Source organism: Pseudomonas syringae pv. tagetis, from assembly GCF_022557255.1.
In the GTDB taxonomy this organism is placed as follows: Bacteria; Pseudomonadota; Gammaproteobacteria; order Pseudomonadales; family Pseudomonadaceae; genus Aquipseudomonas; species Aquipseudomonas caricapapayae.
In genome coordinates this window covers 509,324-525,796 of record NZ_CP092923.1, presented here as the reverse complement: position 1 = coordinate 525,796, position 16,473 = coordinate 509,324, and the positions used below count along the sequence as shown (strand labels likewise).

The 16,473-nt window shown below is 60.6% G+C and carries 9 protein-coding genes; 1 reads left to right on the top strand and 8 read right to left on the bottom strand.

Going from position 1 to position 16,473, the window contains the following annotated elements; genetic code table 11:
• The first annotated feature begins 202 nt into the window (after positions 1 to 202).
• The gene (locus MME58_RS02270) at positions 203 to 6,328 is read left to right on the top strand and encodes a membrane-targeted effector domain-containing toxin (RefSeq protein WP_055005443.1); all 6,126 of its coding nucleotides are present in this window, start codon (positions 203 to 205) and stop codon (positions 6,326 to 6,328) included.
• A 9-nt stretch (positions 6,329 to 6,337) separates the two neighbouring features.
• Here the strand turns inward: MME58_RS02270 and MME58_RS02265 are convergent, their stop codons facing one another.
• The 8 genes from MME58_RS02265 to glnE form a co-directional block, all read right to left on the bottom strand.
• Positions 6,338 to 7,783 carry a lipopolysaccharide kinase InaA family protein gene (locus tag MME58_RS02265; protein ID WP_055005442.1) on the bottom strand — a complete coding sequence of 482 codons (1,446 nt, stop codon included), beginning with the start codon at positions 7,781 to 7,783 and terminating at the stop codon, positions 6,338 to 6,340.
• Positions 7,783 to 8,562, bottom strand: coding sequence for a lipopolysaccharide kinase InaA family protein (locus MME58_RS02260; protein ID WP_054986109.1), 780 nt, complete (start codon positions 8,560 to 8,562; stop codon positions 7,783 to 7,785). The genes MME58_RS02265 and MME58_RS02260 overlap by 1 nt, the downstream gene beginning before the upstream one ends.
• A complete protein-coding gene (locus MME58_RS02255; protein ID WP_054986108.1) occupies positions 8,559 to 9,293 on the bottom strand; it encodes a lipopolysaccharide kinase InaA family protein in 735 nt (244 codons plus the stop codon). The genes MME58_RS02260 and MME58_RS02255 overlap by 4 nt, the downstream gene beginning before the upstream one ends.
• A complete protein-coding gene (gene rfaP, locus MME58_RS02250) occupies positions 9,293 to 10,099 on the bottom strand; it encodes a lipopolysaccharide core heptose(I) kinase RfaP (protein WP_054986107.1) in 807 nt (268 codons plus the stop codon). Before rfaP ends, MME58_RS02255 begins: the two co-directional genes overlap by 1 nt.
• Positions 10,099 to 11,220 (bottom strand): glycosyltransferase family 4 protein, encoded by a 1,122-nt coding sequence (locus MME58_RS02245; protein ID WP_055005441.1) that lies wholly within the window; start codon positions 11,218 to 11,220, stop codon positions 10,099 to 10,101. Before MME58_RS02245 ends, rfaP begins: the two co-directional genes overlap by 1 nt.
• Positions 11,220 to 12,284 carry a lipopolysaccharide heptosyltransferase I gene (waaC, locus tag MME58_RS02240; RefSeq protein ID WP_055005440.1) on the bottom strand — a complete coding sequence of 355 codons (1,065 nt, stop codon included), beginning with the start codon at positions 12,282 to 12,284 and terminating at the stop codon, positions 11,220 to 11,222. The genes MME58_RS02245 and waaC overlap by 1 nt, the downstream gene beginning before the upstream one ends.
• A gap of 2 nt (positions 12,285 to 12,286) precedes the next feature.
• Positions 12,287 to 13,321 (bottom strand): lipopolysaccharide heptosyltransferase II, encoded by a 1,035-nt coding sequence (gene waaF, locus MME58_RS02235; RefSeq protein WP_055005439.1) that lies wholly within the window; start codon positions 13,319 to 13,321, stop codon positions 12,287 to 12,289.
• 129 nt (positions 13,322 to 13,450) lie between these two features.
• Entirely contained in the window at positions 13,451 to 16,408 is a 2,958-nt protein-coding gene (gene glnE / locus MME58_RS02230) for a bifunctional [glutamate--ammonia ligase]-adenylyl-L-tyrosine phosphorylase/[glutamate--ammonia-ligase] adenylyltransferase (protein WP_055005438.1), read from the bottom strand.
• Positions 16,409 to 16,473 lie beyond the last annotated feature (65 nt).

The window sequence follows — 16,473 nt, the reverse complement described above, 5'->3', positions numbered from 1 at the left end:
GTAATGACCAAGGATTGGCTCGACGCGCTGAAATGTCGCCGGGAGGTGCCCGCCAGACGGTGTAGGAAATGTCTCTTTCCCAGCATCAATAACTATCTACGACTCGCCACCCATTGCTTCTGATTAATTGAGGCCCATCGTCGCTGGCCCGAAGGTCGGCGTTCAAACCTCAGCGCCCGAAGCGCGCAATGGAAAGCCTGTCATGACACAAACACTGCCCCCCTTAGCCCTCGCCCCCCAGACTCTGACGCCTGTACCGCTGACGCCCGCCTATACCAGGCCCGCCGCAGCCGCTGCACTGAACAGGCTCGACGAACTGCGCACCCTTCTGGCCGCCGAACTGGAGGCGCTGCCCGGTCCTGAAGATGCCTTGCTGACGGCCCTCGACGGCTCTGACGTTTCCGAGCGTGAACTGGAAATCTTCAGCCTGCTGCAACAGATCGATGACTACTGGACGGACCCCGGCGAGTCCGGCGAAAGCCGTCGTGACCGCCTTGTTCCTGCCTTGCAACGCGCCTTGCGTGATGAGGCCTGCGTCAGGATTCACGAGCGCGATCTGGAGAGTGGCTATCTTGCCTGCCTGCCGGACTCGTCCGGCCCGGCGCTCACTTACTCGTCGCTGCGGGTGCAACTGCACGATGACGAACAGGTCGAGATGGCGGGTGTGCTGGCAATGTCACAGGACCAGGGACGTACGCTGCTGATGCTGCCGGGGCTCGGCATTATCGGCTTCGACACGCAGGCCGTAATGCTTGCGACACTGGCGCGCTGGCTCAACACGCCAACGCTTCGGGGTGCATTGCTGAATAACCTGGAGAAGCGTTACCAGGACCGGCTGACCGGGATAATTCAGGACGCCGACCTGTACCTCGAACCGTTCACGACTGCCGATGTGCAGTTGCAACCGGTTACGACAGCCCCCTTCGTCCATGCTTTCGACAGGCTGCTGAACAAGCAGCGCAATGACACCCGTTACGCCTGCGAACGAGCGGACGTGGCAGACCGGCAGAAACGCCAGTTGCTGATTCAGGAAGCTATCGGCATGCCCGGCCTGTTCGGCCCGGCCGCCATGCTTGAACTGCGGGAGCTGACCAACAGACAACGCCAGTACCATCGAGAGCTGCCGGACTGGATGAAGATCGCCAGCGAAGACGACTTGCAGACTTATGCCGAGCACCTGCGGCGCTACGATGCGGCGCATACCGCGATGCTCAGCGTACTGGGCAGCGCCGCTTCACCGGAGCAGTTCGCCGAAACGCAATTACGCAGAAGGCTTGCCGACGACCTGGGCCATGATCTGGACCCGCGCGCGTTGACCGTCGATACACGTCGCACGCTGCCGTCGACGAGCGAGACCTACCGCGTAACATGCTCGCTGGTCGAGCTGGCGCTCTATGGCCTGCACCCCGACGACGAGATCGCAGGCTCGGACTTCCTTGACCATACCGTCATTACTTTTGCTGGCAAACCGCTGGACGCTGTCTACTCAGACTTGACCCCGGCCTACCTCGCCGGACTGATTGACGAGCTCGATCTGCGCGCAGGGTTTGGCGAGTTTCAACGCAAGGCCTACCAGAAAGAGCACAACCGGCAAATGCTGCGCGCACTGGCGCGAATCCGGCTGACGACGCTGAGCTGGGCCGCGAAGATGCAAGGGCATATCCAGCGCGATGATTTCGCCACTGTCGCAGCGCTGACCGGCCCGACGGCGGCTACCCCTGACCCCACCTTGCGCGTGCAACAGATCAAATTGAACGACCGCCACGTAATGGCCAGATTGCTGGTGTTTCGCAAACAGAACGCCCAGGGCCAGACGCAACGGTTGATCATGGTCGCCACCGATGCACCCGGACAACAGTCTTTCAAAGCCTTCGACACTGAAACCCAGTTACTGCACGAGCTGGTCGGCTGGACCACATCCCCCTCCATGTGCACCTACCTGCTCGATCAGGTGGAAGTGGATGCACGCCCCGCACTGGCAGAGCAACTGACGGCCCTGGCACTCAAACCTCAGCCGTCGAAAAACTTCATCCAGTTCATCGATCATGCGGATTGCGACTCGGCCCTGCACAGTTTCACCGAGGAACAGACCCGCGTGTTGCTTTCCAGGCAGGCCAGCCATACTCCGGACTGGTATGTGCGTGCCAGCCGCGCGCAGCGTCGGGAACTGCTGGCCCTTGAGCAAGCCGCTGGCGGAGCCCTCGACAACTATCAGGCTCAGCCACACGCGCACGCCCAGCCGTTCAAGGACTACGTCCATCAACGCGCCAGCCAGCAGATCGCCAGATTACTGAATGTACCGGCAGGCTCGGTGGACCCGGACCTGATCGTGATCACCAGTGAACGCGAAACCCTGACCTACACCGAGATGCTGCTCAACGGCTACAACGACAGCATCGACCCTGTCCGCGCCTCCGCACAAACCCAGGCAACTTTCAGTGGCCCGGACGGGCTTGACCTCAGCGCACTGTCGCCCGCAGTGGTGGCAGGCTCGGTGCGCGGCAAGTGGCTGGCGGACGACTATATTGCGCTGGTCAGAAATACACTGCTGAACGCTGAAACCGCCGGCTACACCGATCGCCGTCAGGCCAGCGTACTGATCAACCAACTGCAGATGAAGGCCGCCGCGCTGCGCAGCGTTATGAAAGGCCACATTGAAGCGTCGCAATATACCTGGCTGAAGCAGTCGCTGGACCACGCGCACCTCAATGACCTGGTCACGCGCGAGCAATACCCGTTCTACCCCCTGCAGTTGCATATCGACAAACCGTTGATCGGCTCGGGGCTGACCGACATCGACCAACTGGTCATTCCAAGCCCGCTGCTTACCCACATCGAAACCGTGCAGGGGTGCCTGGTGGTCCTGCCGACGCAGACTCGACACGCTGCATTGCTCTATACACCGCAGGCGCCTGATGGCTTCGAGTTCCGCCTGTTTAGCGACTTTATACGTTCGCTGAGCACCGCCGGCATGATCGATTACTACAAGGATCGCTGCCGGATAAAGGCGCGCCGGACCCTGTCGTTTTTCCTGCGCGACATGGAGAAAGGCAATGCCAACAAACCCCCGGTCATTCCCAAGGCATTCATTGCAGACCTTGCCGACACCTGCTTCAACCGACCGCTGGAGCGCAGGCTGCGTGATGTGGAAGAGACCACCACGGGCCGTAACGACATGCTGGCCCGTTTGATCTGGGTCAGCGTGGAAATAATTGCCACCGCCCTGACGCTGCCGTTCCCGCCGGCAAGCTTTGCGGTTGGCAGCCTGCTGTCACTGCATGACAGCGGGCAGGCCCTGGCCGCACTGACCGAAGGCGACCAGGAGCGCGCCACGACGTACATGCTGTCGGCACTGTTCAACGGCATCGGCGCAGGCAGCGACGTGCTGGTGGGCCTGAAAGGCTTCGGCGGTGTGTTGCATCAGCTTGAACACGGTCATGAAACAACACCGGTATTGCGCTCGTTCCAGCGCCAGTCCTCGCTGCCGCGTTACGAAGATCTTTACCCGGTGGAATTGCAGGAGCAGGTATTTCTGATCGGCAAGCCCGACGCCAACGGCCACGCTGCGGTTTTCCATGCCAGCCACTTTGCTTCTGCGCCTCCGATGGCAACCGGTCAGTTCGCTGTGCGGGAAGCCGGTGGGGCCTGGCAGCCGCTCCTCCCGTCTGCAAATGCCGTGCCTCGCGCGCCCTCAGGTTTGCGCACCGACTTGGCAGTCGACATTTCGCTGGATAACCTGCCACGCATCACCGAGGGTCACGCAAGGGGTGTGGTGCTGCTCAACGGCAAACGCTACATCGGCCTTTCCGGCCAGACCTTCGAGGTTCAATACAACACGCATCTGGGCTGCTGGCAGATCATTGACCCGGCCAATCCATTCGCGTTCTTCGGCAAACAGCCCGTTCGCCTGAATGATCAGGGACAGTGGCTGGTCATTGATCGGCAGCGTCTGCGTGGCGGAGGACTGGACGACGCGGGAACTTATCGAAGATTGCCTGAAGAAGCAGCGGGCACTTCCACAGACACGCTGAATGACTACGAAATGCCAAGCACCATGCGAGCGCATCTGGACGTCGTTATCAGCAAGGAAGTATTTGACCCTACCGGCGCAGGACTGGAAGTCTATTTCGAGACCTACCTCACCGACATACGCCAAACCTTCACCACATTGCGAGAAAAGCTCTATCAGGATGCCCAGGATTTTTTTGCCAGGTTCTCCCCGCCGCCCAGGCCGCCACTGCCTGCCTATCCATTGCCGGGTAGCGTCGACACGCTGATCAAGCACATCTTTACGCACAACAACGGGCTGGTTTTCAGCGAGGCACCAAAGTCCGTGGCCAGCAAGCGCCTGCTGCTGCTCAACATGCCATTGCTGGCAGAGCAGCGTGTGGAGATCCTGTACATCGAACATCTACTGACCGACAAGCACCTGCCCAAACTCGCCAGATACCGCAAGCTCGGCAACAAGAGTCGCTCCGGCTCTCATGAGCTCAAGTATTACCTGCGCGATACCAATCGCGGCGCCTTGAACAACTCAAGCACCGAGTATGACTACTACCACCTGATCAAGGCCGCTCATCGTTACGGGATCGAGGTGCGTCCTTTCAGTTCGTCGCTCAGTTACCCGTTTCTAGGCCATCCGGTGTCGGGCGCTGCCAACGATCCGGCAGCCGCCTTGAAAATGAGCAACTTCTTCGGACATAAACTCATCAGCCACGACATCGCACCCGATTCCGCAAGGCGCTGGGTGGCCCTGCTTGATCAGAAACTTGCCACGACGCATGACCAGGTGCCCGGCATCGCCGAGCTGAACGGCGCGGTCAGCGTGCACATCGAGGATATCCCGGCAGGGCGTCCGACCCGCATCAGGCAGGACACCGGCATGCCGACTGACGAACGAACGCCTATTCACTGCGACTTCACCATAGCGTTTTCCGACCCGGCAATAGTTGCAGCCCCGCTGCCCCCCGTCACGCCGCTGGATGAAGTGCTGATGCGCGAACTGGGAAGCCCGTCGGATATTGCCGATGGCGAGCATTGGGCGGGCCAGTACGGATTTGTCCAGGGCCAGGATGAGGCCTGGCTGCGCGTGCCTCCTGAAGACTGGGTCGCCGACAGCCCGCTGACAGCGATCCAGCAATCACTGACCGATGCGACCTATGACATGCCGCTGGAGACCAGAACGACCTTTCACACCCTGGCGAACTTCGAAAAGAAAGGTCTCGATATGGAGTATTTCTTCGGTGATCCGCAATTCGAGTCCGTTCGCAATACATTCGCCGTGCACCGCAATCGCTTGCAACAGGATGCTTCCGCAATCAGCGCTATACCGCTGCCGCCTCGTCCTGTGCTGCCTGTCATCGCGGCGCGGACAAGCACCTCCGAGCTGCTTGAACACCTGTACAGACAATCTGAAGGCGTCGTTGTCGGCGAGTCGCACTTTTCTATCGCCAGCAAGAAGTTGATCATCGACAACCTGCCGTTGCTGGCACAGCAAAATGTAAAGACGCTGTACATGGAGCACATGTTGACTGATCTGCACCAGGCAGACCTTGACCGCTTTTTCGAAACCGGCCAGATGAGCAAAAAACTGCTTCACGACCTGAAAGTTCTGGATCGCGGGCATCACACCGATCCGGGCAGGGTTTATAACTTCGAACAACTGGTCGTCAAGGCGCGACAGCATGGGCTGGAAATACGGGCCATCGACTGCGCGAGCAGTTACCACCTCAAAGGCATTGCCAGGGAACACACCATTACGCGCCAGCAGATGATGAACTACTTTGCATCACGCACGATTCGCAAGCATCAGGAGGTCATGGGTTCACACAAGTGGATCGCTCTGGTTGGCAACAGCCATTCCAATATCTATCAGGGTGTTGTGCCCGGCATTGCCGAACTGGAAGGCGGAATCGGCCTGCGGGTCGTCGACGTCGCGCCGGGGCTGTCGAGGGGCGTCATGCAGGATCCAGGAGAGCTTGTCCTGGCAGGCATCACGAATGACAAGGTGTACATCAAAGCGGATTATCGCGTTGAGATAGAGGTGACGCGTTCGGCTGACAACGTGCGCTCCGCCAGACCGCTGACCATTGAACAGCGCCTTTTCAGGCCAGGGATGTTTTTGCTGGAGCAAGGGGATGGCAATGTGCAGACCGTTGTTCATCGCGCACGCGACACGTGGGTTTACCGCACGCCGGTGCAGATCAACGACGAGGGCAAGCTGTATGTGGAGCGCGTCCGCTGGCCGCGCGTCCACCTCATGCCCTACGACGATATGGACGCACTGGTGGCGGCACTGGAGGCGATGGGCCTGAGACGGGTTGACTGACGCACCGGCTCAGACCGACGCGATTTTCGGCACGCGCTGCTCCAGCATCTGGTGCAGCGCACTCTGCGCAGGCCAGTTACGCATGAACCGCGCCCGGTCACGGGCGTAGGCTGCGGCGAAAGACGATTGCGAGCCGTGCTGCTGCATCGCATCCAGATCGATCAGTGCCCAGCGATCACTGTGCCAGAACAGGTTGTGCCCTTTGAAATCGCCGTGGCTGATACGCTCGCGGATGAGCTGTGCGAACAGCTCGTCCAGCGCCAGCAACTCGGCCTCTGGCGCATCGCCGCTTTCCACATATGGCGCAAACCGCTCGATGATATCCTGCCCCTCGATAAACTCGGTCACCAGCCAGGCCTTGCTGCGCAGGCCGAGGAAACGCTGCTCCCGGACCGCCAGCGGTTTTGGCGTGGCGATGCCGAGAAACATCAGGCGATTGCCTTCGCGCCATGAGTGCCATGCCCGGCTGGGACGCCAGAAGCGCTTGAGCCAGTGACTGAAGCTTTTGATGTTGTAACGCTTGATGACCAGAGTACGACCACTGACGTCGACACGACCGACACTGGCAGCGCCCCCTGTCTTGTACAGATGGCCCTTGTCGAGCAAGTCATCAGCCTGATCCAGTATCGGCAGCATCGCAGGTGCTTGCTCGCGACGAATGGCGCGAAATACCGAAGCGTTGTCATCGACACTGAACAGACTGCAATCGCGCACGGTCTTGCTCATGAAGTCCTTGAGCCGCCAGCTGCGAACCTTGTCGATCTGCTTTTGCAGCGCCTCCATCGGCAAACCGTGTTCGGCGTTGCTCAACAGATAATGCACCAGCAACTCTTCAGTGAAGGGCTCGAAAGACCTGGGCAACTGAGCAAAGAACACGCCCAGGTTTTCCAGCACCTTCTGCCGGGACAGCGGTTTGCCAGCCTGCTCGGCGCGGATGCCTGCACCGTCAATCAGGTACAACTGTCCTTTGTGGCGCAACAGGTTGTCCAGATGCAGATCTTCCTGCCACAAGCCTTTTGCGTGTTGCCGGGCAATAGCTGACAGCGCCTCGCCGAGCACGGCTTGCTGCGCGTCTGCCAGCGGTGGCAAATCCTGAACGGCGCTCCAGGCATCGCCCAGGCTTGACGCCTGCTCCAGAAACTCGAACAGCAGCCAGCCGCCCTCGCCATCCTGCAAACCGTCGGCCAGTAACAGCGGTGTGGTCAGGCCCTGTCCGGAAAGCAGACGCACCCCGGCCAATTCACGCTGAAAATGGCGGGCCGCCTTGTCGCCAACCAGCAGTTTTGCCAGAACCGGCCTGCCTCGCCAGACGCCTGCGCCTACATAGCGTTGCCCCGGCAATACCCGCAGCAGCGTCAACAGTTGCAGTTGCGCCGAACCGGCAGCATCGGCCAGCGTCAGGCTCATCGGTAACTCGGGGGTACGTCCGGCATTCTTGAGTTCAGACAAGCGCATCAACGGGTCTCTTTATCATCGCGGTGTTGAAGGTCTCGTTTGTGAGCGCTGCGCTTGCCCAGACGCGCACTCCAGGCGTCGACCAGCAAACTGTCCGGGGTGGCTTGCAGGTAAGCGGCCAGCAGCTCGCGCCGCTCGGTGTCATTCCACATCGGCGCACGGCGCAGCAGCGGCTCCAGGTCACGGGCAAGGTCGCGCTTGCCGAAAATCACCGGACGGGTTTTCTCCAGATCGATCAGTTGCGCCTGATACCCCCTGCCCACTGCCTGAAGAAAAATATGCTTGGGATAGAAGCAGCCATGAACCTGCCCGGCACCGTGCAGCGTGCGGGCCAACTGGCCGCAAGCGTGAAGTATTGCCAGACGCCGCGGGCTATCCATCTGGCCCCACTGTTGTAACAGCTCGTCGAGATCGGTCCAGCCGTCCAGCGCGCGCGTCATGAGGATCGCACGGTGTTCGCCGTCAACCTTGCGCTCGCCATAAAACACCGCTTGCAGCGCCGGGATACCAAGCTTGCGATAACGGCTGATGTTGCGAAACTCGCGCGAGAAGGACGGCTCGCCAAACGGATGGTGCAACGTGTGAGTCAGATAATTGCTCTGACGCTTGAGGTAAAAACCCTGACCGTCCAGGTCGAGGCGGAACACGCTGCTCCAGCCGCCACGCCCGGTGTTGGGCTCATCGACCGCATCAAGCCTGATATTCCAAAGCGATTCAAAATCAGCCAGATTGTGACGCGCCAGTAAAGGCTGATCGGCACTGGCAATAAAAACGCTCATTCACGGCCCTCGAAAAAGCTGACGATATGTCGAATACGTTTTTTGTCGGAGGCGTTCAAACGCGTTCGTTGACGGTACTGCAAGTAAAAGCGCAGGCGTTGGGTCGCCGACAAGTGATACTTGGCGACTTTGTCCAGGCACGCCAGATCCTTGGTGATCCGATAGCGCAGCATGAAGCTCCACCAGAATGCGCCATTGGGGCAATCGATGAAAAACAGGTGGCCTTCGTTATCCACTAACAGGTTGCGCCATTTCAAATCGTTATGTGTGAAATGGTTGTCGTGCATGGTCCGGGTAGAGGCCGCCAACTGCCGGCTGATAGCGTCGACCCAGCTCCGGTCGGCCAGCCGCGAATCCTTGCGCTGAGCCAGCGCAGACAAGTCTTCGGTGTTCGGCAAACCGCGCGTGATCAGTGCGCCGCGATCATACGCTGCGCCCTTGCGCTCCAGCCCCCAGGCCACGACCTCGGCCGTGGGGATGCCCCATTTGGCGAAGCGTTTGAGGTTCTGCCATTCGGACTTGACCCTGGGTTTGCCCATATAGCGACGCAGGCCTTTGCCCGCACCCACGTAGCGTTTGACGTAGTAGTAAACTCCGGAACGCTCCACGCGGATAACGTCGGAAAGCGGATCGCGGGTCAACTGCTGGCCCTGGAGGGCAAACACGGCATCCAGACTGCCGAAATCCTGCTCCAGAAAAGCGTATTCGGGTTCGAGCTTCCAGCCCGCCATCAGAGCGCGTCTCCGTAGCGCACTTTGCGCTGATACAACTTGTCGGCCTTTTTATCCAGCCAGCTCAGCAGCGCGGCTTCCTTGAGCAGTATTTCGCGCAGTGGCTGCTGGAAATAATCCTTGAGAAAACGCAGTTTGTCGCGCTTGGTCAGACCGATATCCAACGCTGAAAAGTACAGCGCGGCCAGGTCCTTGTTGCGCCAGCGCGGCGTGATCGCCCTGCGCGTCTGGGCGCGGTGCAGATCGATGACCGACAACCTGAAATCGTCGGCGGTGACCGGTGTGTCGGTGTGCAACAGAAAGTGACAGATGTAACAGTCGCGATGGTTGACTCCGGCACGGTGCATCATCCCGACCAATCGGGCGACTTCAGCAATGAACGCCCTCTTCAGGCGAGGTTCGGGCGGTTCGTTGCGCCAGTTGAGGCTGACGTCTTCCAGGCTGGTCGTAGGGGCCAGCTCTTCGGTGACGATAAACGAGTGCTGCGCGGCAGGGTTGCTGCCACGCTCGCCATAGGCCACCGCGGTCATGGTGGGCACACCGACCTGATGAAGACGCTCGATGGCGTCCCATTCCTTGCCCGCACCCAGCACCGGCAGCTTGGCGGTCGCCAGGTTCTTGGCAATCTCGGCCCAGCCGATGCCACGGTGGATCTTGACGAAGTAGCCACGCCCGTTGACCTCGGTGCGCAGCGTGCGGCGTCCTTCCAGCTCGCGGTAGACCTCGCCACTCAGACCTTCGACCTCGGCGAACGCATCGCGTCCGGCCCACAGGCTCTTGAACGGTTCAGCCAGGAACAGCTTCATCAATAGTGCTCCGCCAGAATCACATCCGCAGCGCGTTGCGGCATGCTGTAAAGGTCCGCTGTGTCAGCAAAGGCCAGGCCATTGCGGCCCCAGGCACTGCGCGCAGCATCGTCCTGAAGCATGTCCGACAGGTAGCGGTTGAGTTGCGCCTGATCGAACGGTTCGTCCAGCACCCGACCGCTATCAGCCTCGGCAATGTAATGGGCGTACCCGCAAACCGCGCTGACCAGCACGGGCAAACCGGCGACCAGTGCTTCGAGCAGAACGGTGCCGGTGTTTTCGTTGTAGGCCGGATGGATCAGCAGGTCGGCGCCCAGCAGAAAACGCGGAATATCACTGCGCCCTTTCATGAACGTCACCTGATCGCCCAGTCCCAGCGTCGTGCTCTGCAGCTGGAATACTTTGGGGTCGTCCTGACCGATTACAAACAGGCGTGTGCGTTTTTTGAGTTCTGCAGGCAGGGCCGCCAGCGCTTTCAGGCTGCGATCCACGCCCTTGGTCTTGAAACCGGAGCCGATCTGCACCAATAACAGGTCATTTTCGGCAAGCCCGAACTCCTTGCGAAAGCCCGCGCGGATGTCAGGGGCGTCCGGCGGGGCACGGCGATCCGGAGAAATACCAGGTGGCAGCAAGTGAAAGCGCGACAACGGTGTGTCGTAATACTTGATGAACAGCGGCTGCTGCACTTCGGAAATCATCAGCACCTGGGTTTTCGAGTCTCTGGCGAACACGGCGCGCTCATAATCGGCGAAGTGGCGGTAACGCCCCCACTTGCGGTACAGCGGGCTGCGCAGGTTCTGCGCCTTGTCCTCGAAGCAGCCGTCAGCGGCGTAATACACATCCAGCCCGGGCATCTTGTTGAAACCGATCAGGCGGTCCACCGGGCGTTTGGCCAGGTCTGCCTCCATCCACGCGCTGAGCTTTTCGTTGCGTCGATGATTGAAGAACGCCTTGACCGGTGCCACCAGCACTTCAAAACCGGGAGGCACATCGCCCTCCCAGATAAGGGTGTAGACGCGGATCTGATGGCCACGCTGCTGGCACTCAAGCGCAATGCGCATGAAATCGCGCTGCAGGCCACCGAACGGGAAGTATTTGTAGAGTACGAAAGCCAGTTGCATCAGCCAGGTTCCTTTGCCAGCAACAGCGCGCCCAGTTGGCTCGCTACTCGCTCGGGATTCAAGCGAGTGAAGCACATCGGCCACTCGCGTTTCAGGTCGAACCGGCGCTGATCGTCAACGGTCGGTTGGTACGTGCATTTCTTCTGCAGGCAGGGCGTGCAGCCCGGATAGTCGCTGGCCAGATGCACCTGCGACTTGCCATAGGCACCGGTGAGGCCGGGATTGGTCGGGCCGAACAGGGAAATGGTCGGGACGTCCAGTGCGGCTGCCAGATGCCCGATCCCGGTGTCCACCGCAACACAGGCCCGCGCACTGGCCAGTACCCGCGCAACACCTGCCAGATTCAGTCTGGGCAGCACATGCGCGCTGCTCAGCCCCTCGGCAATGCGCTCGGCGCGGGCCTTCTCGGCCGGGTTACCCCACGGCAGTTGCACTTGCAGACCGCGCGCCGCCATCAGCTCGGCCAGTTGTCGCCAATACAGTTCGGGCCAGTGCTTGGTGTCCCAGGTCGTGCCATGCAGGAACAGTACAAACGGAGCCCGCAACCTGTCATCCGGCGCCACCATAGGCTTCAGGCCATAGTCCCCTGTCCCGGACGGCTGTGGATAACCCAATGCCTGGGCGAACAACTGACGCAGCCGCTCGACCGCATGCTGTCCGCGCGCTACCGGGAACGTGCGGTCATAAAACCGGCTGGCGACCGGCTCGCGCGCCGACGCGCGGTCCAGGCCGGCAACGGGGGCGTCAATGTAACGCGTCAGCCAGGCACTCTTGAACAGGCCCTGAGCATCAATCACCAGGTCATAGCGCTGTTCGCGCACCTGCTGTTTGAAGCGTTGCCACTCACCGGACCTGACTGTCTGCCAGAGGTTCTTGCGCCAGCGGCGGATCGCCACGGGGATCACCCGGTCGACTGCCGGATGCCAGGCGGGAATCTCGGCGAAACCTTCCTCTACCACCCAGTCGAAGCGGATCCCGGGCAGCGCCCGTTGCGCATCGGTCAGCGCGGGCAAGGCGTGGATAACGTCACCCAGCGAAGACGTCTTGATCAGCAGTACCCGCAAAATCAGGCAACCTCCACCGGCGTACTGTTCAGACGGTTCAGCGCCTGAATCACAGCGTCCGGCTCAAGCAGACGCATGCAGTTGTAATGACCGAAACGGCAGGTGCGTTCAAAGCACGGGCTGCATTCGATGCCCAGCCGGACCACTTCGACCTCGTCGGCCAGCGGCGGCGTGAAGTCTGGCGAGGTCGAACCATAGACGGCCACCAGCGGGCGGTTCAGGGCGGCGGCCACATGCATCAGGCCGGAGTCGTTGGACACCACGGCATCGGCACACGAGAGCAGATCAATGGCCTCGGCCAGCGAAGTTTCGCCACTGAGGTTGACGGACTCCTCGCGCAGACCGGGAATCAACTCCTGTCGAATGCTCTCACCTACCGGATGGTCCTTTTTCGAGCCGAACAGCCAGATCTGCCAGCCTTCGCGAATACTGGCGTCAGCGACCTGTGCGTAATGCTCGGCAGGCCAACGCTTGGATTCGCCAAACTCCGCACCGGGGCATAGCGCCAATACCGGACGATCCAGGCTCAGACCAAATTTACTCAAGGCCGCCTCACGGGTCGTCGGGTCGATACACAGACCGGGACGGGGATAAGGACGCGGCAGTTCGCTGCCTTTTTCGAAAGCCAGGGCCATGAACCGTTCGATCATCAACGGATAGCGTTGCTTGTCGAGGGTGCGCACGTCATTGAGCAGACCGTAACGGAACTCGCCACGCCAGCCGGTACGTTTCGGGACACCGGCGAAAAACGGTACCAGCGCGGATTTCAACGAGTTGGGCAGCAGGATAGCCTGATCGTATTGGCCAGCCAGGGACTTGCCGATCCGGCGACGGGTTGCCAGTTCCAGCGCACCGTGGCCCAGCGGAAAACTGAGCGCAGCACGGACCTGCGGCATGCGCTCCAGTATCGGACGACTCCATTCCGGGGCCAGCACGTCGATTTCGCACTCGGGATGACGCTGTTTCAGACACTGGAACAGCGTTTGTGCCATCACCATGTCACCGACCCAGCTCGGCCCAACGATCAGAATTTTCATGTTCTATCCAAAAACGACCAGAAACGATCAGGGAGGCCGATCAGACTGCGTGACATTCCCACACAACCTGTCGCCTCCCTGTCATAGCTTTATAGAGTGTTGCATCGAAATATGGCGTTACCGTGAGGCTCAGCTCAACCCCATCTGCGTCCAGATCCGCATCACCTCACGCCGCTGGGCATGAAACTGATCGCCGCTGACCACGCCCGCCTGCTTCTGCAACGCCTGACGGTGCGCCGCCGAACGATACGCCTTATAGGCCTCGCGCAGCAGGCTGGCGTCGGTGTCAGGCAACAGCCCGGCCTCTTCCAGCCCTTCGAGAATCCGGATGTTGTCGGTGTATTGCAGCAGCGCAGGGTGCTCTCTGGACCACGCCAAGGCGGCGTATTGCACCATAAATTCGATATCGACGATACCTCCGGCGTCCTGCTTGAGGTCGAATGGCATCGCTGCCTCAAAGGCATTGACCGCCCGCCCGGCCGCAGTCACGCGGGTACCGAGGTTATCGCGCATTTTGGCGCGCATCTCGCTGACGTCGGCACGCAGTGTGTCCAGATCGCGCTCGCGCCCCAGAACATCGGCACGGACCTTCTCGAACTGCTCACCCACATCCCGACTGCCGGTCATCACCCGGGCGCGAACCAGCGCCTGATGCTCCCAGGTCCACGCTTCATTGGCCTGATAACGGGCGAAGGCTCCCAGAGAACTCACCAGCAACCCGGATGCGCCCGATGGCCGCAGGCGCATGTCTACATCGTACAACTGACCAGAGTTGGTCTGTGTGGTCAGCAAATGGATCACTCGCTGCCCCAGCCGGGTGAAAAACTGAGCACTGTCGATCGGCTTGGCGCCGTCGGTCTCGGCCTGCAGGTCGCCGTCATGAATGAACACCAGATCCAGATCGGAACCGTGTCCCAACTCGATGCCGCCGACCTTGCCGTAACCGACGATCACGAACCCCGGATCGCACAATGTGCCGTCCGGACGCAAGGGCGTGCCATGACGGGCCACGCTGTAGCGCCAGGCCAACGCCAGCACCTGATCCAGAATCGCCTCCGCCAGCCAGGTCAGGTAATCGCTGACCTTCATCAACGGCAGGCTGCCGGATATCTCGGACGCCGCGACCCGAAGGCTGTGGGCCAGTTTGAAATGCCGCAAGGCTTCCATTTGCTGCTCGAGGTCGTCCTCGGGGATACGAATCAGCCGCTCACGCAGTTCAGCCGCCAGCTCCGGTGCCAACGGCGGATTGAACAGACGACCTTCATTGAGCAGTTCATCGAGCAGCAACGGAAAGCGTGCGATCTGCTCCGCAATCCACGGACTGGCGGCGCACAGGGTGAGCAGTTGCCGCAATGCATCGGGGTTTTCGGTCAGCAGCACCAGATACGCCGAGCGCCGCGCGACCGCGTCTACCAGCGGCAGCACACGTTCCAGCACCAGATCGGGCTTCTCATGCTCCACCGCCTGAGCCAGCAGCCGGGGAATAAACGCATCCAGCCGTTCACGACTGAGACGTTGCATCGAACGCAGATTGGGGCTGCTGCGCAGGCCGGCCAGATTCTTCAGGGCTTTTTCGGCATCGACGAAACCGGCCTGCAACAGCTGACGACCAGCGGCTTCTTCGTCTTGGGACTCTTCCCACAAGGGCAGCCACTCACCACCGACCACAACGTCGCCGTCTTCATCTTGCTCGTCGTCCGGATCGGCGTCGGGGTCAGAAATGACCTGACGGAAATGCCAGGCAACCCGGCCACGCCAGTACATCAGTCGCTCATGAAAGGCAGCCCAGTCGGCAAACCCCATGATCAGGGCAATACGCGCCTGATCCTGTTCGTTGTCGGGAAGCATCTGCGTCTGGCGGTCGGCAATAGCCTGAATGGCATGTTCGGTGTACCGCAGAAATTCGTAGCCCTCGCGTAACTCTTCAGTCACGGCCGAAGGCAGATAGCCCTGTCCTTCAAGGGTTTTCAGCACTTTGAACAGCGGCCGCTGTTGCAGGCTCAGATCGCGGCCACCGTGAATCAGTTGAAAGGCCTGGGCGATGAATTCCACCTCGCGGATCCCGCCCGCACCGAGCTTGATATTTTCAGCCATGCCCTTGCGTTTGACTTCCTGCTGAATCAACTGCTTCATGGTGCGCAGCGCTTCAATGGCCGAGAAGTCCAGGTAGCGGCGATACACAAACGGGCGCAGCATCGCCAGCAACTCGGCACCGGCGGTCTGATCACCGCCGACCACACGCGCCTTGATCATCGCGTAGCGTTCCCAGTCCCGCCCCTGATCCTGATAGTACTGTTCCAGTGCATTGAAGCTGAGCACCAGCGCACCGGACGAGCCATAGGGCCGCAGACGCATGTCGACACGAAACACGAAGCCGTCTACAGTCACGGGGTCCAGCGCCTTGATCAGACGCTGCCCCAGGCGAATGAAAAACTCCTGGTTGTCCAGCGCGCGCTTGGTGCCTACCGTCTCACCGCCTTCCGGGTAAGCGAAGATCAGGTCAATGTCCGACGAAAGGTTCAGTTCGACCGCACCAAGCTTGCCCATGCCCAGAATGACCATATGCTGCGGCTGCCCGGAGTGACGACCGGTCGGTGTACCGAACTGCTGGCAATGCCGTGGGTACAGCCATTGGTAGGCCAGGTCGATTGACGCATCGGCCATTTCCGACAGGTCGCGGCAGGTTTCGATCAGGTTCGCCTGACGGGTCAGATCACGCCAGATAATCCGTACTTGCTGGCGTACGCGCTGTCGACGTAGATTACGCCCCAATTCGTCGTCGCTGGCAGCGCTCGACAAGGCATCGGCAATCTGGCTGCGCATCTGACCGGCCGAGAAGCTACGCTCCAGCTCGCCCGAATCGGCCAATTGCAGGAGCATCTGCGGGTCGCGGCAGATTTGTTCGGTTACAAAATCACTGGCGGCGCAGACCCGGTCGAACGCTGTAAGGCGCGCCTCCGGCCAGGCCTCGAAAGACGCCAGCGCGTCCTCCGACAAGGCAGAGAGCGCGGCCTGAAACGTCTGGCGGGCGCGGGCAATCAATGGCAGCAGAATGGCCGGAAATTCAGCCAGTAAAGGTAGGCTCATGGTCTATCCTTGATCGGCGTGCAAACGCCCGTCCGTCACGACGGCAAGACGCGTCTGCCAGCACC

Coding starts and splice junctions, on each gene's coding strand:
- MME58_RS02255 (WP_054986108.1), bottom strand. CDS start 9,293: ATGGCGGGCTGGAAGCTCGAACCCGAATACGCTTTTCTGGAGCAGGAT.
- waaF (WP_055005439.1), bottom strand. CDS start 13,321: ATGAAAATTCTGATCGTTGGGCCGAGCTGGGTCGGTGACATGGTGATG.
- rfaP (WP_054986107.1), bottom strand. CDS start 10,099: ATGAAGCTGTTCCTGGCTGAACCGTTCAAGAGCCTGTGGGCCGGACGC.
- MME58_RS02270 (WP_055005443.1), top strand. CDS start 203: ATGACACAAACACTGCCCCCCTTAGCCCTCGCCCCCCAGACTCTGACG.
- MME58_RS02265 (WP_055005442.1), bottom strand. CDS start 7,783: ATGCGCTTGTCTGAACTCAAGAATGCCGGACGTACCCCCGAGTTACCG.
- glnE (WP_055005438.1), bottom strand. CDS start 16,408: ATGAGCCTACCTTTACTGGCTGAATTTCCGGCCATTCTGCTGCCATTG.
- MME58_RS02260 (WP_054986109.1), bottom strand. CDS start 8,562: ATGAGCGTTTTTATTGCCAGTGCCGATCAGCCTTTACTGGCGCGTCAC.
- MME58_RS02245 (WP_055005441.1), bottom strand. CDS start 11,220: ATGCAACTGGCTTTCGTACTCTACAAATACTTCCCGTTCGGTGGCCTG.